The organism is Paenibacillus sp. MAEPY2, assembly GCF_000499205.1.
In the GTDB taxonomy this organism is placed as follows: domain Bacteria; phylum Bacillota; class Bacilli; order Paenibacillales; family Paenibacillaceae; genus Paenibacillus; species Paenibacillus vandeheii.
The window spans coordinates 1-25,371 of record NZ_AWUK01000030.1 but is presented as its reverse complement, the minus strand read 5'-3'; the positions used below and the strand labels follow the sequence as shown (position 1 = coordinate 25,371).

28 protein-coding genes and 1 riboswitch are annotated in these 25,371 nt (G+C 44.2%); of the genes, 24 read left to right on the top strand and 4 right to left on the bottom strand.

What is annotated here, in order from left to right:
- The first annotated feature begins 33 nt into the window (after positions 1-33).
- Positions 34-840, top strand: coding sequence for a TrmB family transcriptional regulator (locus P364_RS0121550; protein WP_024632145.1), 807 nt, complete (start codon positions 34-36; stop codon positions 838-840).
- A 229-nt stretch (positions 841-1,069) separates the two neighbouring features.
- Here the strand turns inward: P364_RS0121550 and P364_RS0121545 are convergent, their stop codons facing one another.
- Positions 1,070-1,768, bottom strand: a complete 699-nt coding sequence (locus P364_RS0121545) for an NUDIX hydrolase (RefSeq protein WP_024632144.1) — start codon at positions 1,766-1,768, stop codon at positions 1,070-1,072.
- A 79-nt stretch (positions 1,769-1,847) separates the two neighbouring features.
- Here P364_RS0121545 and P364_RS0121540 point away from each other — a divergent pair, with 79 nt between their 5' ends.
- A complete protein-coding gene (locus tag P364_RS0121540; protein ID WP_024632143.1) occupies positions 1,848-2,150 on the top strand; it encodes a hypothetical protein in 303 nt (100 codons plus the stop codon).
- A gap of 290 nt (positions 2,151-2,440) precedes the next feature.
- Here the strand turns inward: P364_RS0121540 and mscL are convergent, their stop codons facing one another.
- Complete coding sequence (mscL, locus tag P364_RS0121535; protein ID WP_024632142.1) at positions 2,441-2,935, bottom strand: large conductance mechanosensitive channel protein MscL; 495 nt, start codon at positions 2,933-2,935, stop codon at positions 2,441-2,443.
- 271 nt (positions 2,936-3,206) lie between these two features.
- Positions 3,207-3,306, top strand: a riboswitch (purine riboswitch).
- A 306-nt stretch (positions 3,307-3,612) separates the two neighbouring features.
- Between mscL and P364_RS0121530 the strand changes: the two genes are divergently transcribed.
- Together P364_RS0121530 and P364_RS0121525 are read left to right on the top strand one after the other, a co-directional pair.
- On the top strand, positions 3,613-4,200 hold the full coding sequence (locus P364_RS0121530) for a xanthine phosphoribosyltransferase (protein ID WP_024632141.1): 588 nt from the start codon (positions 3,613-3,615) through the stop codon (positions 4,198-4,200).
- Between the two features lies 1 nt (position 4,201).
- Positions 4,202-5,563 (top strand): nucleobase:cation symporter-2 family protein, encoded by a 1,362-nt coding sequence (locus tag P364_RS0121525; protein WP_024632140.1) that lies wholly within the window; start codon positions 4,202-4,204, stop codon positions 5,561-5,563.
- Between the two features lie 315 nt (positions 5,564-5,878).
- On the opposite strand, the gene P364_RS0121520 is transcribed toward P364_RS0121525, so the two are convergent.
- Together P364_RS0121520 and P364_RS0121515 are read right to left on the bottom strand one after the other, a co-directional pair.
- The gene (locus P364_RS0121520) at positions 5,879-6,217 is read right to left on the bottom strand and encodes a DUF4870 domain-containing protein (RefSeq protein ID WP_024632139.1); all 339 of its coding nucleotides are present in this window, start codon (positions 6,215-6,217) and stop codon (positions 5,879-5,881) included.
- Positions 6,218-6,369: 152 nt separating this feature from the next.
- On the bottom strand, positions 6,370-6,651 hold the full coding sequence (locus P364_RS0121515) for a hypothetical protein (RefSeq protein ID WP_024632138.1): 282 nt from the start codon (positions 6,649-6,651) through the stop codon (positions 6,370-6,372).
- A 396-nt stretch (positions 6,652-7,047) separates the two neighbouring features.
- Between P364_RS0121515 and P364_RS0121510 the strand changes: the two genes are divergently transcribed.
- The 20 genes from P364_RS0121510 to P364_RS0121405 all read left to right on the top strand — a co-directional run bounded on the left by P364_RS0121510 (position 7,048) and on the right by P364_RS0121405 (position 24,708).
- Positions 7,048-7,236 (top strand): hypothetical protein, encoded by a 189-nt coding sequence (locus P364_RS0121510; protein WP_017690840.1) that lies wholly within the window; start codon positions 7,048-7,050, stop codon positions 7,234-7,236.
- 229 nt (positions 7,237-7,465) lie between these two features.
- Positions 7,466-8,227: a type I methionyl aminopeptidase gene (map, locus tag P364_RS0121505; RefSeq protein WP_024632137.1), complete on the top strand. Its 762-nt coding sequence runs from the start codon at positions 7,466-7,468 to the stop codon at positions 8,225-8,227.
- A gap of 581 nt (positions 8,228-8,808) precedes the next feature.
- Positions 8,809-9,861, top strand: a complete 1,053-nt coding sequence (gene coxB / locus P364_RS0121495) for a cytochrome c oxidase subunit II (protein ID WP_024632136.1) — start codon at positions 8,809-8,811, stop codon at positions 9,859-9,861.
- Positions 9,862-9,932: 71 nt separating this feature from the next.
- Positions 9,933-11,783, top strand: coding sequence for a cytochrome c oxidase subunit I (gene ctaD / locus P364_RS0121490; protein WP_373456389.1), 1,851 nt, complete (start codon positions 9,933-9,935; stop codon positions 11,781-11,783).
- Positions 11,780-12,406, top strand: a complete 627-nt coding sequence (locus tag P364_RS0121485; RefSeq protein WP_024632134.1) for a cytochrome (ubi)quinol oxidase subunit III — start codon at positions 11,780-11,782, stop codon at positions 12,404-12,406. Before ctaD ends, P364_RS0121485 begins: the two co-directional genes overlap by 4 nt.
- A gap of 3 nt (positions 12,407-12,409) precedes the next feature.
- Positions 12,410-12,730 carry a cytochrome C oxidase subunit IV family protein gene (locus tag P364_RS0121480; RefSeq protein ID WP_024632133.1) on the top strand — a complete coding sequence of 107 codons (321 nt, stop codon included), beginning with the start codon at positions 12,410-12,412 and terminating at the stop codon, positions 12,728-12,730.
- 106 nt (positions 12,731-12,836) lie between these two features.
- On the top strand, positions 12,837-13,760 hold the full coding sequence (gene ctaG, locus P364_RS0121475) for a cytochrome c oxidase assembly factor CtaG (protein ID WP_024632132.1): 924 nt from the start codon (positions 12,837-12,839) through the stop codon (positions 13,758-13,760).
- Positions 13,761-13,796: 36 nt separating this feature from the next.
- On the top strand, positions 13,797-14,261 hold the full coding sequence (locus P364_RS0121470) for a DUF420 domain-containing protein (RefSeq protein ID WP_024632131.1): 465 nt from the start codon (positions 13,797-13,799) through the stop codon (positions 14,259-14,261).
- A gap of 118 nt (positions 14,262-14,379) precedes the next feature.
- Positions 14,380-14,751, top strand: coding sequence for a hypothetical protein (locus P364_RS0121465; protein WP_024632130.1), 372 nt, complete (start codon positions 14,380-14,382; stop codon positions 14,749-14,751).
- Positions 14,752-14,996: 245 nt separating this feature from the next.
- Complete coding sequence (locus P364_RS0121460; RefSeq protein ID WP_024632129.1) at positions 14,997-15,710, top strand: hypothetical protein; 714 nt, start codon at positions 14,997-14,999, stop codon at positions 15,708-15,710.
- 95 nt (positions 15,711-15,805) lie between these two features.
- Complete coding sequence (locus P364_RS0121455; protein WP_024632128.1) at positions 15,806-16,195, top strand: GntR family transcriptional regulator; 390 nt, start codon at positions 15,806-15,808, stop codon at positions 16,193-16,195.
- A 15-nt stretch (positions 16,196-16,210) separates the two neighbouring features.
- Entirely contained in the window at positions 16,211-17,107 is an 897-nt protein-coding gene (locus P364_RS0121450) for an ATP-binding cassette domain-containing protein (RefSeq protein WP_024632127.1), read from the top strand.
- Between the two features lie 20 nt (positions 17,108-17,127).
- Positions 17,128-18,030, top strand: coding sequence for an ABC transporter ATP-binding protein (locus tag P364_RS0121445; protein WP_024632126.1), 903 nt, complete (start codon positions 17,128-17,130; stop codon positions 18,028-18,030).
- Entirely contained in the window at positions 18,023-19,321 is a 1,299-nt protein-coding gene (locus P364_RS0121440; protein WP_024632125.1) for an ABC transporter permease, read from the top strand. The genes P364_RS0121445 and P364_RS0121440 overlap by 8 nt, the downstream gene beginning before the upstream one ends.
- Before the next feature lie 57 nt (positions 19,322-19,378).
- The gene (locus tag P364_RS38630; protein WP_328285970.1) at positions 19,379-19,540 is read left to right on the top strand and encodes a TraB/GumN family protein; all 162 of its coding nucleotides are present in this window, start codon (positions 19,379-19,381) and stop codon (positions 19,538-19,540) included.
- Between the two features lie 1,004 nt (positions 19,541-20,544).
- Positions 20,545-20,862 carry a DMT family transporter gene (locus P364_RS0121425; protein WP_024632123.1) on the top strand — a complete coding sequence of 106 codons (318 nt, stop codon included), beginning with the start codon at positions 20,545-20,547 and terminating at the stop codon, positions 20,860-20,862.
- An 18-nt stretch (positions 20,863-20,880) separates the two neighbouring features.
- The gene (locus tag P364_RS0121420) at positions 20,881-21,231 is read left to right on the top strand and encodes a DMT family transporter (protein WP_024632122.1); all 351 of its coding nucleotides are present in this window, start codon (positions 20,881-20,883) and stop codon (positions 21,229-21,231) included.
- Between the two features lie 47 nt (positions 21,232-21,278).
- Complete coding sequence (locus tag P364_RS0121415) at positions 21,279-21,818, top strand: TetR/AcrR family transcriptional regulator (protein ID WP_024632121.1); 540 nt, start codon at positions 21,279-21,281, stop codon at positions 21,816-21,818.
- 1,142 nt (positions 21,819-22,960) lie between these two features.
- The gene (locus P364_RS0121410; protein WP_024632120.1) at positions 22,961-23,242 is read left to right on the top strand and encodes a hypothetical protein; all 282 of its coding nucleotides are present in this window, start codon (positions 22,961-22,963) and stop codon (positions 23,240-23,242) included.
- Positions 23,243-23,613: 371 nt separating this feature from the next.
- Positions 23,614-24,708 carry a hypothetical protein gene (locus tag P364_RS0121405; RefSeq protein WP_024632119.1) on the top strand — a complete coding sequence of 365 codons (1,095 nt, stop codon included), beginning with the start codon at positions 23,614-23,616 and terminating at the stop codon, positions 24,706-24,708.
- Positions 24,709-25,371 lie beyond the last annotated feature (663 nt).

The following is a 25,371-nucleotide window of genomic DNA, read 5'->3' as shown; positions in this document are numbered from 1 at the left end:
CGCTGGTTGCTTACAGCATGGGGGGACGGGAATATGGACCAACTGCTGCATCATTTGCGTCATCTGGGGTTTACCGAGATGGAATCTAAAATTATGGTGGAACTCGCTCGCCAAGGCTCGGCCTCGGGATATGAGGTCGCTAAAAGGCTGGGTGTGTCCCGTTCCAATGTATATGCCACCCTGCAACGGCTGGAACAGCGGGGGTTCCTGCGTTGCAGCGCAGGAGAGCCTGCAAAATACAGTGTCTTGAAGCCGGAGGAGATGGCCAGCATGATTTCCGGTCAGATGCGTGCTTCCCTTGAATATGTGCAGACCAGTATGCCGCAGCATGAGCCAGAGAAGCCGGTCTTCTACAACATTGAAGGCGACAAAAACGTATTTGAAAATCTAAGCCGTGAACTGGCAGAGGCCAAACATGAGATTGTGGTGGACGTGTGGCGTGAGGAAGCGGAGTTGTTGCGTGCCGACTTGCAGCGTGCCGAAGACCGCGGCGTGCGACTGTTATGGTCGTGCGATGGTGGAGAGGGCATTATGGATCAGCCCGCTCCTTGGCCTGGTTTGCCTTCATACGGAACAGGTAATGGCCGGAAATTCTCTTTAGTGGTGGATCGGCGTTGGTGCATGGTAGGGATGCGCGGGGAATCCTGCGTCACTCAGGCGATGGTGACAGAGCATCCGGTCATGACCGGGCTGCTGCTGAATCATTTTGCTCAAGAATTGGTGTTGTATGAGCTGGAGCAGGATATGGGGGAGGAACTGGAGTCTCGTTACGGGCATCGATACCAAAACCTCTCAGCACGTTATTGGTCAGTCCCCTCGGAGGGAATTAAGCCGGATTAAGGGTCTGGAGCTTCCGTGATTACGGCTTCAATCTAATAAGAGAAGGCATCTTATTAACGCTTAAATACATGCTAACGGAAGCAGGCGCTGCCTAGAGGCAGACGCCTGTTTATGCTACTTAACGGAAGCAGTGATGTTCATCACAGCAAATGTTCCCTGTTGAGCTAATGTAGTAGGGTATGAAGTCATGCTATTTTTGAGAAAATGAAGCTAGGAACGTAACGCAATCTTATACAGGATTGGATCTGTCTTTGGGTATATGATATAACGCTTCAAGTACATCGATATAATATCCTGTACCGTGTGGCACGAACTCGGCTGCTTGAATCTCGCGAATGTGACGTGCTTGAACGGGAAGAGGAACAGAGTTACCATTTGCCTGATCCACCTGATTAGACGCCGACTGTACGGCTTGTACTCCCACTGCCTGAATCGCATGGGTTTCACCACGGAATAAGGCAATCAGTTCATCCAAAGGCACTTCATACAGGCTGTCGACTTCGCTTGCCTGCAAGGTGTAGGCTTCGAGAGGCTGGTTTAAGCACAGTCCATAGACGGAACTGAATTCCCGATCGACAAAAGGAACACCGCGAACCTGCCCTTCAAGTTGCTGTCTTGCAGTCAACAGATAGGTCAGTGTTTCAAAAGGCGCTTGCACGCCCAGTTCTTCCTCAAGCTCACGACTGGCTTCATGCAGCTGTTCGCCGGCAGTGAGATGCCCTGCTGCTGTTATGTCGTAACTTCCGGGGAAGGTATCCTTGATATCCCGTCGTCGTTGAAAAAGTACCAACCGCCGCGAACCTTCGTCGCGCACGATCCAGCAGTGAAATGAACGGTGCCAGAATCCTTTGGCATGCACTACGCTGCGAAGCTCTGTACCTATCCAGTTTTGCTGATCGTCGTAAATATCGAAACGTTCTGGGGTCATGATACGTATCTCCTTATATAGCAAGTTTTAAAGTTCAAAATTTCACAAAGTATGTTTTAAACGAAAGGGGAACCATCTTATGGAATGCATTGTACACTTTCAAGTCATTTATCCGCAACCTCAGGAACGCAAAAGTCTTAGAGGTCTTATATTTGTTGGACAGGGACAAGAACCGGCAACCAATCAGTTAACGACCATGTTTAAGGATATGGGATTTCATGTACGTTTGGAAGATGAAGCACAGCTGCTGTTCAAACCTACGGATGCTTCGGCAAACTTTGAATATATTCGAGTGACAGAGCTTGATACCGGGGAAGAGGTTTATAAGGAAGATAAGGACTTGAAGTCGATTTTGGAGCATTTGCTGCCGCGTCGATTCTAGTTAGTATCATGGTGTGAGTGTGAGTGAAAGTGTGGTAAACAAGGCTGCTTGCGCCTGGCTCGTAAAATAAAGGAAAGGAAAGGCCCCACCTTTACGGTGAGACCTTTCATGTGGGAGCTGTTTTGACTCCACCCGCCATCGTGCGGGTTTTCCCAACAACACGGATGAAGGAAGAATAACGGACAGAGCAAGCAGGATTTACTTTACATAAATTCGATCATCATAACAATGGTCTTCAATTAAGTCCGGCTCAGAAATTGGATTCTGAGACGCTCGAAGTGCGGAAACGATTAAGCCGTTGCGCCAGTTCCTTCGGCTTTCAGTTCTGAAGTACAGTGCGAACAGCGGGTAGCGGCAGCCGGAATTTCGGACAGACAGTATTTGCAGGCCTTTGTCGTTTTTTGCGGCTCGGGCTTTTTGTGTTCTTTGCTTTTAATGTAGTTGATACCTTTGACAAGCATGAAAATACAGAAAGCAACGATAATGAAATCAATCATGACGTTGATGAACTGCCCGTAAGCAATTACGGTTGCGCCAGCTTCGTTGGCTTGTGCCAATGTTTTGATTTCCTGCCCACTGGCGGTTCTCATATCCCAATCCAGATTGATAATTTTCTGACTGAAATCAACCCCTCCAAGCAGTTTACCCACTGGCGGCATAATGATGTCATTCACGAGGGATGTGACAATTTTGCCAAAAGCAGCCCCGATAATGACACCGACCGCCAGATCGATGACGTTGCCACGTACGGCAAATTCTTTAAATTCCTTCAGTACGCCTTTCATGTCTGCAAATCTCCTTTATCAAATAACTCAAAATACAGGCGGCGTATCCATCGATTCTCCGTTCGGACACACGCTTCCGCCCTCATATTGTACATAAAAAACACGCAGCAATCATCCCTTTTATGCAAATTAAGACAAGTTTCCGCAACTTCCATGAAAATACTTCTTTATTTCACGCCGCCGATTCGGTATACTTCTAACATTATCAGTTCTGTTCACACTTTTACATTCAGGTTCGCGATCATACATTGTAACGAATCATGGAGCCAACAAAATTAAATATGCCGTTACTCGTATATGTGCAGGAATAGGCCTGCATGTCTCTACCCGATCACCGGAATGATCGGACTACGGGAAAGATCTGCAACGTTTGTAAGGTATGTAAAGAAAGGATTCTCGGGCAGTTTGTCTGAAAAAGAATGTTCAGGCAGCTTCGTATTCCTATTTCGATAGGGAGTTTTGAGTGAGGTTTGCTCTGAGTCATCCTGTAATCATGATTTTCCATTCCATTACACTCGCAGTATCCATGCGGCTTGTCCACATACGTACAAGTCCGTCTTTTCCCGTCTCCGGTCCTTCCGCAGCGTGTAAAAAGGCGGGCTTTTTGTTTTTTTACCGAGCGGATCGATGGTCATGCAGGCTTCTGTACGGGAGGGCGCACAGGGGGAAGAATTACGATGCAATTGTTAAAAGACAAGGTAATACAGGAAGGCATTGTTCTGTCCGAGCAAGTACTCAAAGTGGATTCGTTCCTGAACCACCAGATGGACCCGGTTCTGATGAAGGAAGTGGGCAAGGAGTTCATCCGTCGTTTTGAAGGGGAGAACATTACACGTGTACTGACCATTGAATCATCAGGTATCGCACCAGGCATCATGACCGCACTGGAACTCAACGTGCCGCTTATTTTTGCACGGAAGCAGAAATCACTTACGCTCACCGAAGACATTCTTGTCGAGAAGGTGTACTCCTTTACCAAGCAGGAGACGAATGAAATTACAGTTGCGAAGAAGTTCATGCAGCCCGGTGACCGCGTATTGATCATCGATGATTTCCTGGCAAATGGTGAAGCAGCTTTTGGTCTGGCCCGCATTGTGGAGCAGGTAGGCGCTGAAGTGGTTGGGATTGGCATCGTTATCGAGAAGGCGTTCCAGCCAGGAGGTCGCTTGCTGAAAGAAGCAGGATACCGGGTGGAATCGCTGGTTCGCATCGGGGCACTTTCCGACGGACAGGTCACGTTTGCGGACGAGGAGGTCACGATCTAATATGGGACGCGAACGTATTTTTCAGCGGCATCGGCATCCGATCAAAACGTTCTCCCTGGGTCTCCAGCATGTGCTGGCGATGTATGCAGGAGCCGTTGTTGTTCCGCTTATCGTCAGCAAGGCGCTTGGCTTTACGCAGGAGCAATTGACCTACCTAATTGCGATTGACCTGCTCGCCTGTGGCGTCGCAACATTGTTACAGGTATGGGGCAATCGTTTCTTCGGAGTGGGACTGCCCGTCATGCTTGGCTGTGCATTCCAGGCCGTATCCCCAATGATTTTAATCGGGATGAAGAGCGGTGTGTCTGCCATCTATGGTGCGATCATCGCGTCAGGGATATTCGTTGTATTGTTCTCGGGCATTTTTGGGAAATTGATTCGGCTCTTTCCGCCAGTCGTCACCGGATCGGTCGTAACCATTATTGGTCTGACCCTGATTCCGGTAGCGTTCAACGATCTCGGCGGCGGCCAGGGCGCAGAAGATTTTGGCAGTGGAGTTCATCTTCTGCTCGGCTTCGGCGTATTGTTGTTCATCATTCTGATGACAAGGTTTACTACAGGATTCGTTCGTTCCATCTCAGTGCTGATTGGTCTTCTTGTGGGTACCGTGGCAGCAGGGCTTATGGGTGAAGTTAACTTTGCGCCAATTCGCGAAGCGAGCTGGTTCCACGTTGTGCAGCCGTTCTACTTTGGTAAACCAACGTTTGAGGTTGTACCAATTCTGACCATGATTCTGGTGGCGATTGTCAGCGTGGCTGAATCCACTGGTGTATTTATGGCTCTCGGCAAAATTTTGGATAAAGACCTGTCTTCCAAAGATCTGGCCCGTGGATATCGTGCAGAAGGCTTGGCGATAGTACTGGGTGGTATTTTTAACTCGTTTCCATACACGACCTATTCTCAAAATGTAGGGCTTGTGCAGATGACCCGGGTCAAAACGCGTGATGTGATCGTTGTAGCAGGCGGACTGCTTGTGGTCATCGGCTTTGTACCGAAGATTGCGGCACTCGCACAGCTTGTTCCAGGTTCTGTTCTTGGCGGGGCCATGGTTGCATTGTTCGGTATGGTAGTATCGTCTGGTATTCGTATTCTGGGCAGTCAGGTCGATCTGAACCGCCATGAGAATCTGTTCATCATCGCATGCTCTGTAGGTATGGGGCTGGGGGTAACGGTTGTGCCTCAATTGTTCGCAGGTGCGCCGGACTGGGCACAGATTATGCTCGGTAACGGAATCATTGCAGGTAGCTTTACAGCTATTTTCATGAATTTGCTGTTCAATGGTCTGGGTACTCCAGCAACAGCTGCCAAAATGGCAGAACGACAAGCGGATGTTATCCTCGGGGATAATGGCAAGTCGGCGTAAAATGTAAAGATGAAATTGTCTCATTATCATTACCTCAATGCATCCAATATGTATGTTATGTTAACTTCAAATTCCTCATGGCATGAATAATAAATGCTGTGAATAAAAAAGATAAACGACTTGAACGATTCAGGGGATGAATCATCTATGCTGTGAATCGTTATTGAGGATAATAAACAAAACACCGGAAACTCATGCTCGAAAGGGCAGGATATCCGGTGTTTTTGCTTTTTTTGGCTTAAAAACAAGATGAATTATTATGTTGACTCACGGGATGAATTACTTTGGGGGTAAAGCCGATAGACACGTTATATCTTACAGATGCCGCATCTGGTTCTCTGCAAAGTCTCCGACCCAAGGGAGCTTTAGCCATTTGCCTTGCAGACTGGTGACCACCATGAGAAGCCAGATCACCACGCCAAGCAGGGACAACAGTGATGCCAGCAGTGGGCCAAACAGCGGGAGGAATGCACATAGCACATGACCGACCATGATGATGCCAAATACCGTGACGGATTGAAGTGCATGAAACAGAACAAAACGGCTGCGTTTCTCTACAGCCAGAAATACGATTCCGCCTACAAAAGTGAACAGATAACAGAGCATGCCGGCAATATTTTCATCCAGACCGCTTGATGATTTCATGGGGGACATCCGGTCCAGCCTCCTTTGTCCTTTTTATATAGGCTATGAGGAAGGGGGACAGAACTGAACCGGATGGGACGAAATGTATCTTTGCTCATTCAAAAGGGACATGTTCCTAATGCTGCCCTGGAACATGCCCCTTTCTCGCCTCATTATATAACTTAACGGTCACCACGCTGAAAGTGTCTTCGTGGATGGGTAATCTTGCCAATCTTATCGATGTCATTCTCTTTGGGAACCAAACGTTCGTCGGTACGACCTTCGTGATGGTTGTCAAAAGCGAATTCCGTCAGTTCCCATTCGGTCTTACCGAGAACAGGGTCAGCCGGGAAGTGTTGTCCGCGATGCAGATGCTCTTCTTGTCCAGCTTCGTTGGTGTATATTCCGTCCACTTCCACCTTTTCATGCGAAAGGGGCAGCATTTCTTTGTCTTTCTGATCCATAAAACAACGCCTCCTTAGATCCCAGTATTTTAACTGTATGGGTTGTCCGTGATAATATCCCCCGAATAGTTGAGTGTTATGCTGGATATATTAATTCCGTATAGAAGTGTCATATTTATTACATATGATTCGGAATTAAACTTTTTGGGCATAAAAACCGTTATAAATATTAGGTAAAGTTGTCAAGTCGTAAGATACTTCCGAATATGCTACAATAAGATTATGATTCATACCGAATCATATCGGGTATTTATAGTGTCAGGTACTTGCTTAAGCAGGGTTCCCGACCTAAAGCTTGCTTTGAGCCGCGCACACAACTTCATGGATGGCATTTAAGACTTATTCGGCATTCTCTAAACGGAGCATTCACTTTCAACGTTTTGGGAGGGAATTACAATGGCAACGAAAGGTCACAATGAGGTCAAAGAAAGTTTGAGGGAAATGACTCGGATTTTCCGTCCTAAAGATCCAAAAAAATTCGTGAAGGAGTACGTGAGAAAATACCGGATTACGGGTGGATACGAGGAAGAATTGACTTCTGTGGTCGAGCATGAGCTTGTCAAGATGGATTCTTCCGTGTCCTGAAACACACACAACTCTGAATATACTGTTCCGATATGAATAGAACCGTCTCCGGGCATTAGGCTCCGGCAGGCGGTTTTTTTTGTTTGGAAAATGATATGTTTATATTTCTAATGGGTAATGGGTCCCCTAGGAGTAATTGGAATAAGCCTCCGAGCTGCTGCACTTTTGGGGGGCTTTGTTCCGTTCCTGCTGCATATACATGGAAGTACACATATGGCAGGAAGGATGAATGCATGTGGACCCTATTTTGAAAACAAAAGAAGAGATTGGCTACATGCGGGAAGCAGGACGCATTCTGCGAAGCTGTCACGAACAAATTGAAAAGTGGCTCGCCCCTGGTGTAACCACAGGTGACATTAACGAGCGGGTGGAAGCTTTTTTGGCTGAAAGAGGAGCTACACCTGAGCAAAAGGGATACAAAGGGTATCCATACGCTACATGCGCCTCCGTTAATGAAGTGGTTTGCCACGGCTTCCCTGATGACCGGGAACTGTCCACAGGAGATGTGGTGACGATTGATATGGTAGTGAACAAAGACGGCTGGCTTGCCGACTCTGCATGGACGTATGGGATCGGTGAACAACGCAGGTCCATTCGTAAGCTAATGAAGCGAACGGAAAGGGCACTTCATAAGGCGATAGCACTGGCAGTGCCAGGAAATACGCTGGGGGATATCGGGAATGCGATTGAGCGGACAGCGAAGATGTATCGTTACGGTATTGTGAAGCCTCTCATTGGTCATGGCATTGGTCAATACATCCATGAACCCCCAAACGTGCTTCCTTACGGGAAACGCAGAACGGGTATGCTGCTGACAGAGGGCATGGTTATTACCATCGAGCCCATATTTACAAAAGGCAGTTCTGGAGCGGTTGTATGGGATGAAGACGGCTGGACGGTAAGAACCGTTGATGGAAGCTGGGGCGTCCAGTATGAGCATACGGTGGCTATCACAGGGGATGGACCTCTTATACTGACGGATGGAACATGAATGCTGAGTCACTTGCAAGCTGGTAGTGGGGCTGCATAACGGTGTCGAGATATACAATGGGTTTAGGCTCCGTACCGTCTGATTCTAAATGGAGGCGGTATGGAGCTTCACTGCTCCTTCCAGGAGCTATAAGGGAGATCACCCGATGCATGCTTTTCTTTTTTGCATAATACTGCATGTTTTCAATGTGAGAAAAATCGGCAAAAAAATCAATTTCATCACCGAAATTTGGCAAAATTTTTCAAAAGTAGAGAGTAATACTTTTAACTGAAATCGGTTACAAATCAAGTTGTGGTGCGGTTTTTTACATATAGTGAACAATTTGTGAACATGTGTCCAAAGATTGACAAAATCATACCCTCAACTTATATTTAATAAGTGATTGAACCATATAGAATGAATTGGAAGAATGCGCAGACATGCCCTTAGCAGGAAAAGACGGGAGTAGTGGAAGCGTTATTTTTGTAAGCGTTCTGTATGTCGGACAGGATTACCTGTATCGTGCTGAAATGAACTTAATTTGAGTTTATTTTGGGCGAAAACGGAAATCTACGAAAATGTTAAAAAAGTGGGGTAGATCAATGATGAAACAGTGGCAGGTTGCAAAGCGAATTCTCCCCTTGCTGGCGGTGTTCTCTTTGCTGCTATCCGCATGCGGGCGGGAAGACTTGTCGGTAATGAAACCTCAGGGTCCTGTGGCGCAAGGCCAATATGATCTGATGAAGTTATCCATTGCGATTATGATCGTGGTGCTCATCATTGTATTTGCCATTGCCGCCTATGTCCTTATCCGGTTTCGCAGACGAGCCGGGCAGAATGAAATGCCCGAACAGGTTGAAGGTAATTTCAAGCTGGAAGTAATATGGACAGCCATTCCGTTGTTGCTTGTTATCGTTCTGGCAGTACCGACGGTAAAAACGATTTTTGCCCAAGGCGAAGATCTGTCCAACGACAAAAATGCAATTCAGGTCAAAGTCACCTCACATCAGTACTGGTGGGAATTCACTTATCCTCAATATGATGTAACCACCGCTCAAGATCTCATCATCCCGACCGGAAAGAAAATCGCATTCGAATTGAAAACCGCTGACGTGCTTCACTCCTTCTGGGTGCCGTCACTTGCGGGTAAAATGGACACAAACCCGGATGGAACGCTTAACAAGTTCAGCTTCTCGGCGCCAAATGAAGGCGTTTACCGAGGTAAATGTGCTGAATTATGCGGCAGGTCGCATGCCTTCATGGAATTCAAGGTAAAAGCGGTCAGTCAGGAATCTTTCGACAAATGGGTTAACGAAATGAAAGCACCGGCAGTATTGCCGGAAGACACTCAATTGGCTGAGAAATTCAAAACGAACTGCCTTTCTTGCCACGCCGTTGGCGATCAGGGTGGGCCAGTTGCGCCTAACCTGACGGGAATCGGCGGGAAGCAATCCGTTGCAGGCATTCTATTGAACCAGGTTGAAGGACAGGAAGAAGGCAATCCGGTGCTGGATAACATGAAAGAATGGCTGCATGATCCACAATCCGTGAAGCCAGGCAATACGATGCCTAATCCGAAAGACCTTGGACTCACGGATGAAGAAATCGACGGAATTGCCGAATATCTGGCCAACTACAAATTGGACTATGAATAGAACAGCAAGGACGAAGAAGGGGGTACACTACCTTGGCTCATGCTCATAGCGTCAAGCGGTACAGGGGCTTGATGGATTGGATCACCACCGTCGATCACAAAAAAATCGCAATTCTCTATTTAGTTGCGGGTGGATTTTTCTTTGGTATTGGCGGTATTGAAGCCATTTTGATTCGGATTCAGCTGATGAAGCCGATGAATGATTTTGTATCGGCACAAGTCTTCAACGAATTGATCACGATGCACGGAACAACGATGATTTTTCTTGGTGTCATGCCGATTATATTTGCTATTATGAATGCCGTTGTGCCTTTGCAGATTGGAGCGAGGGATGTTGCTTTCCCTTTTCTTAACGCTCTGGGTTTCTGGACGTTTCTGTTTGGCGGACTGCTTCTGAACCTGAGCTGGGTTATGGGAGGGGCACCGGATGCGGGCTGGACTTCGTATACGCCACTCTCTGGCAGCGAGTACAGTGGAACGCACGGTGTGGATTTTTACACGATCGGTCTCCAGATAGCAGGTCTCGGAACACTCATCGGGGGCATTAACTTTCTCGCCACCGTCATTACGATGCGTGCACCGGGAATGTCCTATATGCGGATGCCGATGTTTACCTGGACGACATTTATTACATCAGCCATTATCCTTTTTGCATTCCCTGCCGTTACTGTAGGACTTGTACTGTTAACGTTTGACCGTATACTGGGAGCCAATTTCTTCGATGTTGCAGGTGGCGGTAACCCGGTACTCTGGCAGCATATTTTCTGGATCTTCGGGCACCCGGAAGTATACATTTTGATTTTGCCGGCATTCGGTATTATCTCAGAGGTTATTCCAACCTTTGCACGTAAACGGTTGTTCGGTTACAGCTCCATGGTGTTTGCAACCATACTGATTGCCTTCCTGGGATTCATGGTGTGGGCGCATCACATGTTCACAACAGGTCTCGGTACGGTTGCGAACGCGTTGTTCTCAATCTCAACCATGTTGATTGCTGTACCAACAGGGATCAAAATATTTAACTGGCTCTTTACGATGTGGGGCGGGCAGATTCGCTTTACTGCGGCAAACCTGTTTGCCGTTGGATTCGTTCCGACCTTCGTTATGGGCGGTGTTACCGGAGTCATGCTGGCATCTGCTCCAGCAGATTTCCAGTTTCATGATACGTACTTTGTAGTAGCCCATTTCCATTACGTTATCGTTGGTGGACTGGTACTCGGCTTGTTCGCGGGACTGCATTACTGGTGGCCGAAGATGTTCGGCCGCATGCTGAGCGAAACACTGGGTAAATGGACATTCTGGACATTTATGATCGGGTTCCAATTAACGTTCTTTGTACAGCATTTCCTTGGTCTGATGGGGATGCAGCGCCGGATCGTTACATACTTACCGAATCAGGATTTTGACCTGTTGAATCTGGTCAGCTCCGTCGGTGCGTTCCTGATGGGTGTTGGGGTGATCATGTTCCTCGTGAACATCGTGATCACTACGAGAAAACCAGCTGATTCGCCGAATGATCCGTGGGAAGATGGCCGTACACTGGAATGGTCCATTCCTTCTCCACCGCCAGAATACAACTTCAAGCAGACTCCACTGGTACGTGGAATTGATGCGTATTGGAAGGAAAAGATGGCAGGACATACGGAGATGACACCGGCCGAGCCTGTAGGTTCGATTCATATGCCGTCCGCGACTCCGTTACCGTTTGTCATGTCTGTTGGGATTTTCATTGCCGGACTTGGGCTGATGTTCAGCAAGGATGATTTCGGCAATGCGTTTATGAACGGACTTTTCAACAATTATATTGTAGTCATTGTCGGACTTCTGATTACATTTGGATCGATGGCGCTGCGTTCACTCTATGATGATCATGGCTGGCATATTGAACCGGAGGATCAGGATGAGAAGGGGGCTAGAACATGACAACCTCACATGCCGAACCGGTAAACGACAATTTGCCGCATGAACCGGAGAAAGCAACGCTGGAAGGACGCAACAAGCTTATCGGCTTCTGGTTGTTCCTTGGCGGCGAGACGGTGTTGTTCGGAACACTCTTCGCAACCTTTCTTGCTCTCCGTGGCCAAACCAATGATGGACCGACGGCGAATGAACTGTTTCATCTGCCACTGGTGGCAGCAGCAACATTTATTCTCCTGGTCAGCAGTCTGACGAGTGTGTTTGCCATCCAGGCCATGCACAAGGGCAAGCGCAATGCTCTCGCTCTCTGGCTTGGCATTACCGTTGTACTTGGTCTCGGATTTCTCGGTCTTGAGATTTACGAGTTCTATGAATATGTGAAACATAAAGAGTTCGGCATGACCACGAGCGCATTCAGTTCAGCGTTCTATACGCTGGTTGGGTTCCACGGAGCTCACGTTGCATTCGGTATTGTGTGGATTGGACTCATTATAGGGCAACTGTTCAGAAAAGGATTGACGGTCGTAACTGCACCTAAAGTATACGTCTCTGCAATGTACTGGCACTTTATTGACGTCGTCTGGGTGTTTATCTTTACGGTCGTGTACCTGCTCGGAAAGGTGGGCTAACACATGTCGGTACAGGATAAGAGTGATCAGCAGCCTGTGAAACACCGTCACCGGACGGAAGGACCACAGAAACACATCGTTGTGTTTATTTTCTCGATCATCCTAACACTCATTGCATTCGCGGCTGCTTCTGCGGGAGGAGTCAATACGACCTTTACGATTATTATATTGGTGGTCATGGCGATCCTTCAGGTATTTGTACAACTTGGTTACTGGATGCACTTGAAAGACAAAGGACATTTGATGCCGATCCTATTCATGGCCTTCGGATTCTTCGTAGCCTTTACTGGCATCATTATGGCACTCTATTGGGTTTGGTGGTAAAAGAGATGGCGGCGGCGCAGTGTCGCCGTCTTTTCCCCTTTTAGGCGAATCAATCTCGCAATGGATTCAGGCAACAACCAAAACAGGTCACGGGGAGGTTTCCCGTATGCTCGGGTTGCAATATTTTAGTTTCAACGATTTATGGAGTCCACTTATTCTGGCGTTGTTTCTGCTCATTGCCGCAGCTTATCTAGTGCTCGTCGGTCCGTTCAGTGAGCGGATCAAGGGGGCAGATCAGGCGACAGCTGCACAGAAGATTATGTTTATTACGGGGCTTACTGTGTTGTACCTTGCACAAGCGGGGCCCTTCAATCTGCTGGGGCATGTGATGTTCAGCTTCCATATGGTGAGTATGGCTCTGTCCTATCTTGTAGCGCCACCGCTACTGATGAAGGGATTACCCCTCTGGGTATGGCGCGGAATCATTCGGTGGCTGCCAACACGGCAGTTCTCTTTTTTGGCCCATCCCATCGTGGCGGCTGTGTTGTTTAACGGATTGTTCTCGTTATATCATCTACCAGTGGTACATGATTATGTAATGTTGAATTTCACGGTTCACCGTCTGTATTACATTGTACTTTTCATTACTTCCATGCTGATGTGGTGGACGCTGCTCAATCCGTTGCCGGAAGGAAGACAGGCGTCAGGGTTGTCCAAGATTGGTTTTATTTTTCTGAACATGGTGCTTCTGACACCAGCTTGTGGGCTGATTATTTTTGCTTCCGAACCCTTATATGCAACTTACAGCAACCCGGCGGTATGGGCTGAGGCGATGCGGTATTGTGTATCCGGGGATTCTACGGCTTTGCTGCGTTCGTTCGGTGGACCGGCGTTCTTCAACTTCCTGTCTTCTGCGAAAGAAGATCAGCAGGTAGGCGGTATTTTGATGAAATTCATACAGGAAGGCATCTTCGTCTCTATGCTGGCATATGTCTTTTTCCAATGGTACCGTAAAGAAAAACGGGAAGATGATGATGATCCGTATCCTATAGAGAATTCGGGAGGTCCACTTAATCCTGCAGCGAAATAACACAAGTCTTGTTTGGACAAGAGGGGGAAACACACGATGGATATGTATTTTCTGCTACCCACGATCAGTACTTCTTTCATTGTGATTAGCGCGGTGCTGGTTGGAATTGGCTGGGTGCTAATTATCCGTGGCAAACGGGAGGCGCACCAAACCGCGATGATTGCAGGGGCCATTGCTGCCCTTCTGTTCTTTGTCATTTATATGTCTCGTACCATCTTTGTCGGGAATACGGCTTGGGGCGGGGACCCGGAGATGGAGATATTCTATCGGATATTTCTAATCTTTCATATTATCCTCGCCACGGTGGCAGCGGTCTTCGGCATCTCCACTCTGGTGCTTGGGTTCAAAAAGAAATTCAAGACGCATCGTCGCTGGGGACGATTTACATCCATGATCTGGTTCAGCAGTGCCATCACTGGCGTTATTGTATACGTTCTGTTATACCTGCTGTATCCTGGTGGACATACACGTCCGGTATGGGAAGTTATTCTGGGCGTTTAATAGTTTATGTGATGAATAGAATTCTTTGAAAATATGAAAATGGATGAATCCATCCGTTGATTGGTCCAAGCTTCCTCTCTCATTCATTCATAGAATGAGATCGAGAGGGGGAAAACAAATGAAAAAAACAGTCCATGTAAGTCAAACGTATCCACGTCTCACGGTGTATTCGGAGGAAAACTTCGCTGGTAGAAGCCGGATCTACCGTGGTAACACGGGTCTCCGTAATCTGGATAACATTCTGGGTGGGGTAGAGAGCCTGCGTTTCTTCTCGACAAGTTCAAATGCAACGCTGGTTGTGTTTACGAGACCTAACTTTCAAGGCGGATTCCGTGTCTATCGTGGGAACACCAGCTTGAGAGATTTGGATGATCTGATCCGTGGCAACGATGTGGAATCCCTGATCTCCACCAATCAGCGGCTGTCTCTGGAAGAGATTCGTGCCATCCGTAGGAATCGTACTCTGCCAAGTGGTTTTGAGCTGATTTAAGGATTAGACCTCTTTTGTATTCAGGTGCCGGGAAACAGGAAAGAGCTGTTCCGAATTGTGTTCGCACAATATCGGATACAGCTCTTTTTTGGGTTTGAGGAGTTATCTTAATCTCCACCACCGCTGTCGCCACCACTGTCATTGCTAGGGGTTGACGGGACAAGAGAGCGGTCTGTATACTGTGTATATTGATATATACAGTAGATACAGTGAGCACAGTCAAGATGGAAAGGCAGGCAGGCGATATGAACGCATGGAAACAGGCGTGGTGGTTGACCCGTAGTGAGATGAACAAGGATAAGCTCCAATGGCTGTGGACTGCAATTTTTATGATATACACTGGCGGCATGAGTGGTGTGATGTTATTAGGACAACAGAAGACAGATTTCATTAATCCTGTTGTAGATACTTTCTTTTTAATCATGGTGCCATTTCAGGGGTTTGTGTTCAGCAGACGATCTTTCCGTTACATACAGGAGGATTCCTATACACAGATGCTGGCCTACTATCGCAGACTTCCCATTCCTAACGAGACGGTGATGTGGTCGAGACTTCAGCAGTCTCTGATGGCGTTTACGTATAATGGTATCTTTTTCTATGGATCACTGTATGTGGTCGGGTTACATCAGGAAGGGTTCCGGTGGGATCAGTACCTGGCCTTTGGCATAACGTGTACAGGTTACGGACTTCTCATGACAGGCTTATATATTTACGGAGAGTTTCTGTACAGTGGTAAAAAATATTTGCTGCTCAGTTCGCTGTTCTTGCCGCTTACGATCATCTTATCCTTGCTGATCCGGACATCGGGTAGTTACGGATTTTCGATTGTAATTGATATGAGTAAAACATGGGGGCTGCTTTCCCCGATTATGTGGGTTGCTTTGGTGGCTGGCCTAGCGGGATTATGGCTTTTCAGTCGATTGACGCTGAAGAAACTTTCCACTCGGGATTTGAGTTAACGGTATGAGGGATGATTGCAAAAAAAATGAATACAGGATGAAACCGGCACGGACAGGTAACAGACTGGAGTGTACCGGAGGGCGAGGTGCAAGATGTGAAAATACCCATTCAAATTAATGAAAATAGCGCTGAACCTTTATATCACCAAATTGAAAATCAGTTAAGATCGTTAATTGTTACGGGTCAGTTGGGGGAGGGGACACATTTGCCGTCCATTCGTGAGTTCGCCGGAGCGCTGAATTGCAGTGTCATTACGGTTAGACGGGTCTATCAAGATCTGGAGAATGAAGGTCTGCTTCGTACGAAGCAGGGGACAGGTACATTTGTGGCCCAGGTAGAAGCCGGCGACAGAGAAAATTATAGATTGAAGGCTGCGCAGGAAGCGATGCAGGCAGCGGTACAGTCCGGAAAATCGGTAGGATGTACGGAAGAAGAACTGGAGAGTCTGTTCCGGGAAGTCCTGAAGGCAGTTTACTCGAAGTGAGGGAGTGATTCATACATGGAGCCCATAGCAGTTCAGTTGAACGGCGTATCCAAAATGCGAAAACGCAGAGTAATTGGCCCGATTGATCTGACCATCCCGGAAGGGTATATAGTTGCTATTCTCGGTCATAACGGTTCAGGCAAAAGCACACTTCTTAACATGCTACAACAAGTGGTATTGCCAGATGCCGGGCAGATTATATGGTTTGGGAAGGAACATGAGGGGCCGCTTCCCATTGAACTGAGACAACAGATCGGTTTTGTGGCTGACAACGCTGGGCTCGAAGAGAACCGGATTACTGCACAGGAAGCAGCTGATTTTCGGGCCTACTGGTACCCGCGTTGGGATATGAAGTTGTTCAACCAACTGGTTCACGATATGGAAGTACCTGTTGATGTGAAGCTGAACAAGATGTCCAAGGGTGAACGGCGGAAATTCGAGATCGCTGCTGCAATCGCAGCTCGCCCAAGATTATTGCTTTTGGATGAGCCTTCATCAGGTCTGGACCCCTTTGCCTGGAAAGTGATGGTCGAGCAGTTCCGTACCTTTATGGCTGAGGGAGACACCACGATTCTGATTGCCACACATATTGCGGATGAAGTTAAAAGGCTTGCAGATTACATCGTATTGATGCACCGTGGTCAGTCGCTGGGGATGGCCGAGAAAGATATGGTGCTCGATCAGTGGAAAGAAGTCTGGTATGAAGGAGACTTGCGACCAGAGAGTATCCCTGGTGTTGTGGAATCTTCTTCTGAAGAGAGAGGGCTGGTCCGCGTAATTACAACCCGGGTCAGTGAAGCGCAGGAAAGGCTGGAGCTGTCCAATAACCGGGTATTGAAAATCCGTAACCTGGAATTGGATGAAGTCTTGGCATTCTGGATTGCCGGGTATGCACCGGCACAGTGGAGATAACCGAGGGGAGACGATACAAGATGAACCGATTGGAATTGAAACAGGTAGTCAAGCAATACGCAGACAAAACAGCAGTTAATGGAGTAACGCTCAATGTAAAAGAAGGGGAGATTTACGGTCTGCTTGGAGCCAATGGCGCTGGTAAAACAACAACGATGCGTATGGTGCTTGGGCTGATCCATCCGGACGGGGGAAATATCCAGTACAACGGCAAACCCTATAGCACAGAATTGCAGCAGATTATGGGATATCTTCCGGAAGAGCGCGGTTTGTATCCTAAGGTAAAGGTCAGTGAACAGATCAACTATCTGGCCCGTCTGCGTGGCATGAATGGAAAGGATGCGGATCAGAGCCTGAAATATTGGTTGGACCGATTCGAGGTGCCGGAGTATTACGACAAAAAGATTGAGGAGCTATCCAAAGGGAATCAGCAAAAGATGGGGTTCATAGCCGCAGTAGTCCACAGACCGCAAATTCTCATTCTGGATGAAGCCTTCAGCGGACTTGATCCGGTGAACGTGGAATTACTGAAGTCCACGGTGAAGGAATTGCGTGATGAAGGCACAGCCATTCTGTTCTCGACACACCGAATGGAGCACGTCGAAGAATTATGTCGTCAGATCACAATTCTGCATCGCTCCAATACCGTTGTGCAAGGAGAGATCAAGGAGATCAAGAGCCGTTATCCACGTGAGCATGTATTCCTGAGCACCACGGGTAATGTGGGCGGTCTGGAACAGTTGCCAGGTGTGAAAAAGGTAGAGCAAAATGAGCGTGGATACCTGATCCATATTGGTCAGATGGAAGCAGCTCAGGAAATTCTGAGAGCAGCCATGGCTCAGACGACGGTTGAACATTTTGAAATCAAGGAACCAACGCTTAACCAAATCTTTATTCGTGAGGTAGGTGAGTCGAATGAATAAAATGGGCACGATTATCGGATTTACGTTCAAAAACAAAGTGAAAACGAAATCTTTCATGGTGACGACCATTGTACTTGCACTTTTAATTACGATTGGACTCAATATTCCATATTTCATTACCCTATTTAATGGTGGTTCCATTGGCGGAGGTGCAGGCGGAAATCAGCCAGTGAATATCGGTCTTCTGAGCACGAACCAAACAGAGGTAGCCGAGAAACTGGAGACATATTCGTCCGCACAAGGAAATGAGATGTATCAAGTCGTTAACGACGCAAGTAAAGATGAAGCGGCACTCAAGGCCGATGTGGAATCTGGGGTTCTGGATGGGTACCTGAAGTTCGAACCTGTGGCGGGGCAAGATTTCCCCCAGCCGGTCTTATATTCAAGCGATGATATTTCCCCGCAAGTTATAGCACCCATTGAAGCTGCGCTGCAAATTGTGAAGCTGGATGTGGTGGTGAAGGATACACTCACGGTGGAACAAAAACAGCTTATTAGTACGCCGGTAAAACTGACGGAGCACAGCCTTGATTCTGACCAAAGCGGAACTGCTGCAGAGTCGGAAGGTGGCATGAGTGGCATAAACTACGTAGTTGTTTACCTGCTGATTATCCTGTTGTTCACATCAACGATGATGACGGGTAATATGATCGCTTCCGAGATTACAGCCGAGAAGAGCTCGCGTATTATGGAAATTTTGATTACGAGTGTATCTCCGCTCAGTCAGATGTTTGGTAAAATCATCGGTATTTTCATGGTAGGTTTGCTGCAAATCGGTATTTTCGGTGCCGTAGTTGCCGGTAATATGCTGTTACCGCATAACCGCGATGTATTGAGCGATTTCAATATGAATCTGAGTGATGTGAACGTCGCCGTTATTGTATATGGACTCATCTTCTACATTCTGGGTTACTTCCTGTATGCGGTGATGTTTGCGGCCATTGGATCGATGGTGAGTCGGACAGAAGAACTCGGTCAGGCCGTATTGCCGATTACAATGTTGTCCCTGGTTTCCTTCTATATTGCGATTTTCAGTATTGCTACACCGAATATTTTGCTCTTAAAAGTAGCAAGCTTCATTCCGTTCACATCGCCAACGGCAATTCTGGTACGGATTGGGGCAGGTGTTGCACCAACCTGGCAGATCTGGACATCCCTGGCCATTCTTGTGGTATCGATTATGATCTTCGGCTGGCTCGCAGCGAAAATCTATCGTACAGGTGTGCTGATGTACGGTAAACGCCCAACGTTCAAGGAATTGTTCAAAGCGATGAAGGCGTATAAAATCTGATCCAAGTTTACGAACAGACATGTGCGTTGTAAAATAAACAGCATAGATAAGAAATGTATGTTTATGCATTGGTATGCATGTTTTTGGTGGCATTCCTACACTTATAAAAATGTTAATCTAATGGACCAGAGTAGTATCATCGTGGTTGGTGCAGCGCACTCCCTAGGTGATGATAGTATCGTGAAGTTGTTGGAGGATAAAGGGTATGAAGTGAAATGAAAATAGGGTTGTGCAAGGAATCTTATAATTAGGGAGTAGAAAGAGGTCGAGAGGAGTTATCTCGATCTTTTTTTATGGAATTTGAGGAAAACAGGGAGATTTTACGGTTCGTACGGAAAAATTAGATTCTGGACAGATCGTTAAAGTGTTTGATTTAGTTGAACAAATCGTATTTAATAAAATCGGACGTCGCTTCAGGGTGATATGATGAAAATTGATTATAATGCAGACGGCACCTTAATCCGTATTGTCGGTCGGAATGCTCGCCAAGTTGAGCGTAGAATGCTGCATGAGAATCAAACTTTCTTAATCATCAACTTAAATTTGCTGATGCCCAGTTAGATTTACTAACGATGGATGATGCTGATAAACTTAAAAAGTTGGTAATGGATATATCTACTAAAGCCTATTTTTTGTGAAAGAGAACTCGATGCCTGTTATATGTGAACAAGTGTTAGGATCAGACCCACGTAATACTCAATAAATGTCAAGGGACAAGAACAGAACATAGTCCAAATGAAGTCGCTATTTTAGCGGCTTTTTTACTTTATCGGTGCAGATTCACGCCCTGAACCTTGTACCAATTGCTGGATGGACATAAAGATGTTCCTATTACCGATTAGTTTTTTAGCAAACGGGCAACTTATTTTAACTTTAAGCAGCATATCTATGTTTGATATCTCTGATTTAATCAACCATGCATTCAAAAAGAAGCTCTTGACTAACAATATAAAATCTACCACTAGTTACGAGCTAGGAAATATGACTGTAATGAGGCAGAATCTATGGATATTGAATATCAGGAATAAACAGTTGCATAAGCAATTATCCTCAGAATAAGGATCATAAATCGATCTGCTCCATTCGATCACGTGCAAGAAATATTAAAAAATTTCTTTACAAAAAAACCGTCTGTACGGTATAGTTAATAAAGAGGGATTTATTTTTTAACACAGTATATTTATTTTAATACTAAACAAAGTTATTGATTAGGAGGTCGGAAAGTGGCGTATTTAATTCTTGCATTTGCAATTCTTGCTGAGGTATTTGGAAGTTCAATGATGAAATTATCCGATGGTTTTAAAAAGATTCTACCAACCATTGGTACGATAGCGGGTATGGGAATAGCTTTTTTCTTGCTTTCAATAGTTCTTAAGACTCTTCCATTAGGAACAGCTTATGCTATTTGGTCTGGTGTCGGTACAGTACTAACAGCTTTAGTTGGTGTACTCATATACAAAGAAAAATTGAGTACTCCAAAGACATTTGGTCTCATTTTGGTTGTTGCAGGAGTAGTTTTTATGAAACTTGCAACAAATTAATATTAGGGGGTGTGCTTCTTGAAACAAGGATTTATGTTTTTAGCATTAGCAATCATATTTGAAATATTTGCTACTACTATGTTGAAATTAAGCTCTGGCTTCACTATTCTCCTGCCAACTATAGCTTTTATAGTTGGGATGGGTGGGTCATTTGTGTGGCTTTCAAAAAGTTTACGTACACTTCCATTAAGCCTCGCCTATGCTATATGGTCTGGAGTTGGGACAGCACTAACCGCCGTAATAGGTATAATCATTTGGGACGAACATTTTGGGTTATTCACTGGTGTAGGTCTGGTTCTAATTATAGGTGGTGTAGTTTTACTGAATACAGCCAAGAAAACAGGAAAAGAAGCTTCTCCTTCTAGTTAATGAGTTAGGGTATAATAAGTTCTGTCCCATAAGGAAGGAGTTTTATAATGAGAAGTAATTCAAAGCGTAAAGATTTATTGGCAGCTGCCTCATTCATTGTAGATCATAATGGAATGGATAAGTTAACGCTAGAAGCTGTAGCCAGTCAGGCTGGTGTTAGTAAGGGCGGTCTTCTTCATCATTTTCCTAACAAAGATGCACTTATTAAAGCAATGATCGATGAATATACAGATGCTTTTATACAAAGTATGAAAGAGAAAGTCGATGAAGATCCAGTTTCCCGTGGAAAATGGCATCGCGCTTATCTTGAATCCACAATACTTGATATTAATTCATCTAACAAAGTTATTTCTGCGTATAAAGCAGCATTATTCACTGATCCGATAATGCTTTCGTCGTTTAAAGATAATCTTGAGAAAATATACGAAGAAATGCGCCGGGATGGATTAGATGAAGTTACAGCTATAATCATAAGATTGGCCATTGATGGGTTGTGGTACTCTGAGCTATTTAACGTGGGGAACTTAGACGCTAATATGAAAGAAAGAATTTCTGAACGAATGACTGAGTTGATCAATAAAGTGTAGGTTAACATCCCAGGTATCTAATATCTAATAGGGGTCTATAATATGGCTATTATAATTATTTTTAGCTTTGCCATCATTTCAGGAATTAGCTTGATATTCTGGTGGGTAAATAAAATATCAAAAGAATAAGAACCATGCAGATAGTAGCAAGAATTTTACATCAGTCAAACACGAGCAGGATGAAGATAAAATTGCTGAAAAGATGTCGAGGGACAAAAACATATTCCCATTAAAGTCGCTATTTTAGCGGCTTTTTATTTTATCAGTAGAAGTTCTTGTCCCAACCCAAGTACAAACTGGTACAGAGATTTTTGTGGCGGAAGATGAAACTGGAGAGCTACTAGGTTTCCTGGAAGTACAGCCCATAAAGAAAAATTGAACGATATAGAACAAGGCAATATTGTGGCGATTACGGTTTCTCTACAAGGAGAAGGAAAAGGGGGTGGCGGCTCTATTATAGAATGCAAAACGATATATTGATTTGATTTCAATAAATATAAAATCTTAACTGAGACTGCTATCTAATATTAGATAACAGTCTTTTTGCAGTGTTATAATTTAGATGAAGTTATCACTGAAAAAAGTATACATTATCATGTATAAAGATACAAAGTGAGTGTTGTTGTTTTTCTCACAAATTGTGAAAATCACTGAGAAATTTAAATGCTATAATAAATTTTTCTCATTAAATATGAAATTTAGGGATAATAAATAAGCCTTTTTTTGCTATTTTTTCTCACTAATTATGACAACGCACAGGTTGTCATAATTAGTGATAATATTTTCATAATTTATGAGAAAACTTTTTCACAATTAGCGAGAAATGTATTTTTATACAATTGATATGCATGTTTTTGGTGGCATTCCACACTTATAAAATATTTTGTTAATCTAATGGAACAGAAGAGTATCATCGGGGTTGGTGCAGCGCACTTCCTAAGTGATGATAGTATCGTGAAGTTGCTGGAGGATAAAGGGTATGTAGTTAAATGAAAGTAGGGTTGTGCAAGGAATCTTATAATTGATTAGGGAGTAGAAAGAGGTCGAGAGGAGTTATCTCGATCTTTTTTTATGGAATTTGAGGAAAATAGGGAGGTTTTACGGTTCGTACGGAAAAATTAGATTCTGGACAGATCGTTAAAGTGTTTGATTTAGTTGAACAAATCGTATTTAATGAAATCGGACGTCGTTTCAGTTTGGAGTTTGCTACTGAAGTTGCTTCTAAAAAAGGTGAAGATAGTATCCATGAGAGTCATCTGGAACAAGCCTTGAAAAAGATTGGACAAGTATCTCGACCATTTAGAGTGAATCTATTTAATCAGGATAATTTTGATTTGATAGATGAAATATCAAGGGAAACGAAGAAGGGAGGGAATCTTAAAACATCTCATTTTGCTGAAAAGCAAAACAATCGTAAAAAATGAGACAGCAGGAGTACTCATAGAATCTCCTAAGAGAAAATTTAAACAACTACTACAAAAGGGAAGATGTACCCAAATAATAAGTTACTTTGTTTATATCCAATTCAGGATACTCAACTACATATATTACATAAATGCTCGTCTTCATGTGAAGTAGGTACCAAATATTATATAATCATAGATAAATGTGAATTCCGTATTTGTAGTTACCTACCTTAAGGATTATGGATTCAACTTGGTTATTAAATTGCCCTGAGTTTATATGTTGAATTTAAATAAAAGAAGATTACTATATCAACTCTTTGTTTCAAGATAGAGTTCGTATTTTTGTAAGTAAGTAACTTATCTTAAAATATGAAAGAGAGCAATAATTAATGGATAACTTAATAAGAAAAAGTATAATCGCAATGATTATGTTAGTGATGTATGTTCCGCTAAATATTTGGCTTTCAAGCTCGTTGTTTAATCTTATCATGAAAGTAGATACAGGTATTTTTTATAGGTATGCGACTGATAACAAGTATGGTGAAGATATCTTCTTTTCTGAAAAGATTGATAAAGAAACAAAAATAGGTCAGACAATTCAAGAGATATTCCAGTTAAAAGGTGAGCTAAAGACGGATAGTACTCAAGATACATTTTCCAAGTTATTAGAGGACGAGCATTTTTTCATCCACCAGATAGAAAAGAATAGTGAATATATTAGCTACTTGAATTCAAAAGAATTAACAACAGAAGATTTAATTACATATATGAATCTAATAGCTGATCTAAACAGCAAGATTATGAATGGTAGCTTCTATTTATCGGCCTTAATTCTCTTCTTATGGATGTACTTATTATTTGAATTTAGGTTAGAGCTATACTTTATTGCAGGAGTCCTATATATTTTCACTACTTTAAGTACATTCACCTCGGGAATATTTTCGAATATATTTTTCTACCCTATGCGTTGGATAAGTCACATTATGCGTGTTAATTTGGATTATACGTTTGAAGAATACGCTATGTATATTGAATTTTTGCCAACAATTAAAGAGGCATTTTTATCTTTTATTATTCTTGATACAGTAGTTCTGGCGTGGAGAGAGAGATGGAAGAAGAGAAGATCAATGAAAATCACAGAGATATATTATTCAATAGATGAAATCATTAATGTATTGAGTAATCTAGAGGTATCAAATAGTAATTCTCCCTTTATTAAGGTGAGTAAAATCAAAGTAGATTTCAACTATCTCTATAAGTATACAAAAACGAAGAAAAAGGATTCTGCATTAAGGGAAGTGAAGAGGCTCACTGTAATGCTTTTGTATAGAAAGCAATCGGAAGCCCTTTTAACTACGGACGTACACAATTTCTTGGTAAGATTAAAACAAGAGTTAAATAAATCTATCGTTTTTAAAGCAGAAATTGATCAACACTACAAATTTGTGATGGAAAAAAGTAAGCAGAACACTTATTTGAAATGAAGAAACTCATAAAATATTTAAAGTTGTGTATTCACTTGTTATTCGGAAAGTCACGATTCTCTTGGTACATTAGTGTTTGCTGATTTTTCTCATTAATTATGACCACATACGGCTACTAGACTAAGGATCTAACAGCTTTGACGTAGGGGTTCAATTTTCTGAACACAAGATTGGCTATATACCACGGAAATACAATGAGGAAGTTTGTTACTATCTAGATTTAAATTTTGAATACAGGCTTAAAATAGAAGATATTAAAATTATAGATTCTTTTCGCTTCATTGATATTAAAATGATTTTATCATTTGAAATATAAACTAAACGGGGAGCCAACTGTTAAGGGACAAGAACATGATCCCATTGAAGGCGCTATTTTAGCGGCTTTTTTATTTTATAGATACAAGCTTTTGTCCCAAGCCAAGGACAAGAACTTGAACCGATTACCGTACTGGACAAGAACATATTCCTATTGCCGATTAGGCGTATATCTAATCGTTATATTGCCCGTAAATTCATTCAACTAACGGGCAGTTTTGCTGAATAGATCTGCTGAGTAGTGGAGCATCTGGCCTCTCACACTTGGTTGCGCACAAGAAAGATTAAAAATCGTAAGGTAAAGGAGAAATCCGGCAGATACGATTGCGATTAAAAACTACCCATGAC

Coding starts and splice junctions, on each gene's coding strand:
- ctaD (WP_373456389.1), top strand. CDS start 9,933: ATGGATTGGATCACCACCGTCGATCACAAAAAAATCGCAATTCTCTAT.
- P364_RS0121440 (WP_024632125.1), top strand. CDS start 18,023: ATGAATAAAATGGGCACGATTATCGGATTTACGTTCAAAAACAAAGTG.
- P364_RS0121550 (WP_024632145.1), top strand. CDS start 34: ATGGACCAACTGCTGCATCATTTGCGTCATCTGGGGTTTACCGAGATG.
- P364_RS0121515 (WP_024632138.1), bottom strand. CDS start 6,651: ATGGATCAGAAAGACAAAGAAATGCTGCCCCTTTCGCATGAAAAGGTG.
- map (WP_024632137.1), top strand. CDS start 7,466: ATGCATGTGGACCCTATTTTGAAAACAAAAGAAGAGATTGGCTACATG.
- P364_RS0121545 (WP_024632144.1), bottom strand. CDS start 1,768: ATGACCCCAGAACGTTTCGATATTTACGACGATCAGCAAAACTGGATA.
- P364_RS38630 (WP_328285970.1), top strand. CDS start 19,379: ATGTTTATGCATTGGTATGCATGTTTTTGGTGGCATTCCTACACTTAT.
- ctaG (WP_024632132.1), top strand. CDS start 12,837: ATGCTCGGGTTGCAATATTTTAGTTTCAACGATTTATGGAGTCCACTT.
- P364_RS0121405 (WP_024632119.1), top strand. CDS start 23,614: ATGGATAACTTAATAAGAAAAAGTATAATCGCAATGATTATGTTAGTG.
- P364_RS0121520 (WP_024632139.1), bottom strand. CDS start 6,217: ATGTCCCCCATGAAATCATCAAGCGGTCTGGATGAAAATATTGCCGGC.
- P364_RS0121485 (WP_024632134.1), top strand. CDS start 11,780: ATGACAACCTCACATGCCGAACCGGTAAACGACAATTTGCCGCATGAA.
- mscL (WP_024632142.1), bottom strand. CDS start 2,935: ATGAAAGGCGTACTGAAGGAATTTAAAGAATTTGCCGTACGTGGCAAC.
- P364_RS0121460 (WP_024632129.1), top strand. CDS start 14,997: ATGAACGCATGGAAACAGGCGTGGTGGTTGACCCGTAGTGAGATGAAC.
- coxB (WP_024632136.1), top strand. CDS start 8,809: ATGATGAAACAGTGGCAGGTTGCAAAGCGAATTCTCCCCTTGCTGGCG.
- P364_RS0121540 (WP_024632143.1), top strand. CDS start 1,848: ATGGAATGCATTGTACACTTTCAAGTCATTTATCCGCAACCTCAGGAA.
- P364_RS0121470 (WP_024632131.1), top strand. CDS start 13,797: ATGGATATGTATTTTCTGCTACCCACGATCAGTACTTCTTTCATTGTG.
- P364_RS0121530 (WP_024632141.1), top strand. CDS start 3,613: ATGCAATTGTTAAAAGACAAGGTAATACAGGAAGGCATTGTTCTGTCC.
- P364_RS0121415 (WP_024632121.1), top strand. CDS start 21,279: ATGAGAAGTAATTCAAAGCGTAAAGATTTATTGGCAGCTGCCTCATTC.
- P364_RS0121510 (WP_017690840.1), top strand. CDS start 7,048: ATGGCAACGAAAGGTCACAATGAGGTCAAAGAAAGTTTGAGGGAAATG.
- P364_RS0121465 (WP_024632130.1), top strand. CDS start 14,380: ATGAAAAAAACAGTCCATGTAAGTCAAACGTATCCACGTCTCACGGTG.
- P364_RS0121450 (WP_024632127.1), top strand. CDS start 16,211: ATGGAGCCCATAGCAGTTCAGTTGAACGGCGTATCCAAAATGCGAAAA.
- P364_RS0121445 (WP_024632126.1), top strand. CDS start 17,128: ATGAACCGATTGGAATTGAAACAGGTAGTCAAGCAATACGCAGACAAA.
- P364_RS0121480 (WP_024632133.1), top strand. CDS start 12,410: ATGTCGGTACAGGATAAGAGTGATCAGCAGCCTGTGAAACACCGTCAC.
- P364_RS0121525 (WP_024632140.1), top strand. CDS start 4,202: ATGGGACGCGAACGTATTTTTCAGCGGCATCGGCATCCGATCAAAACG.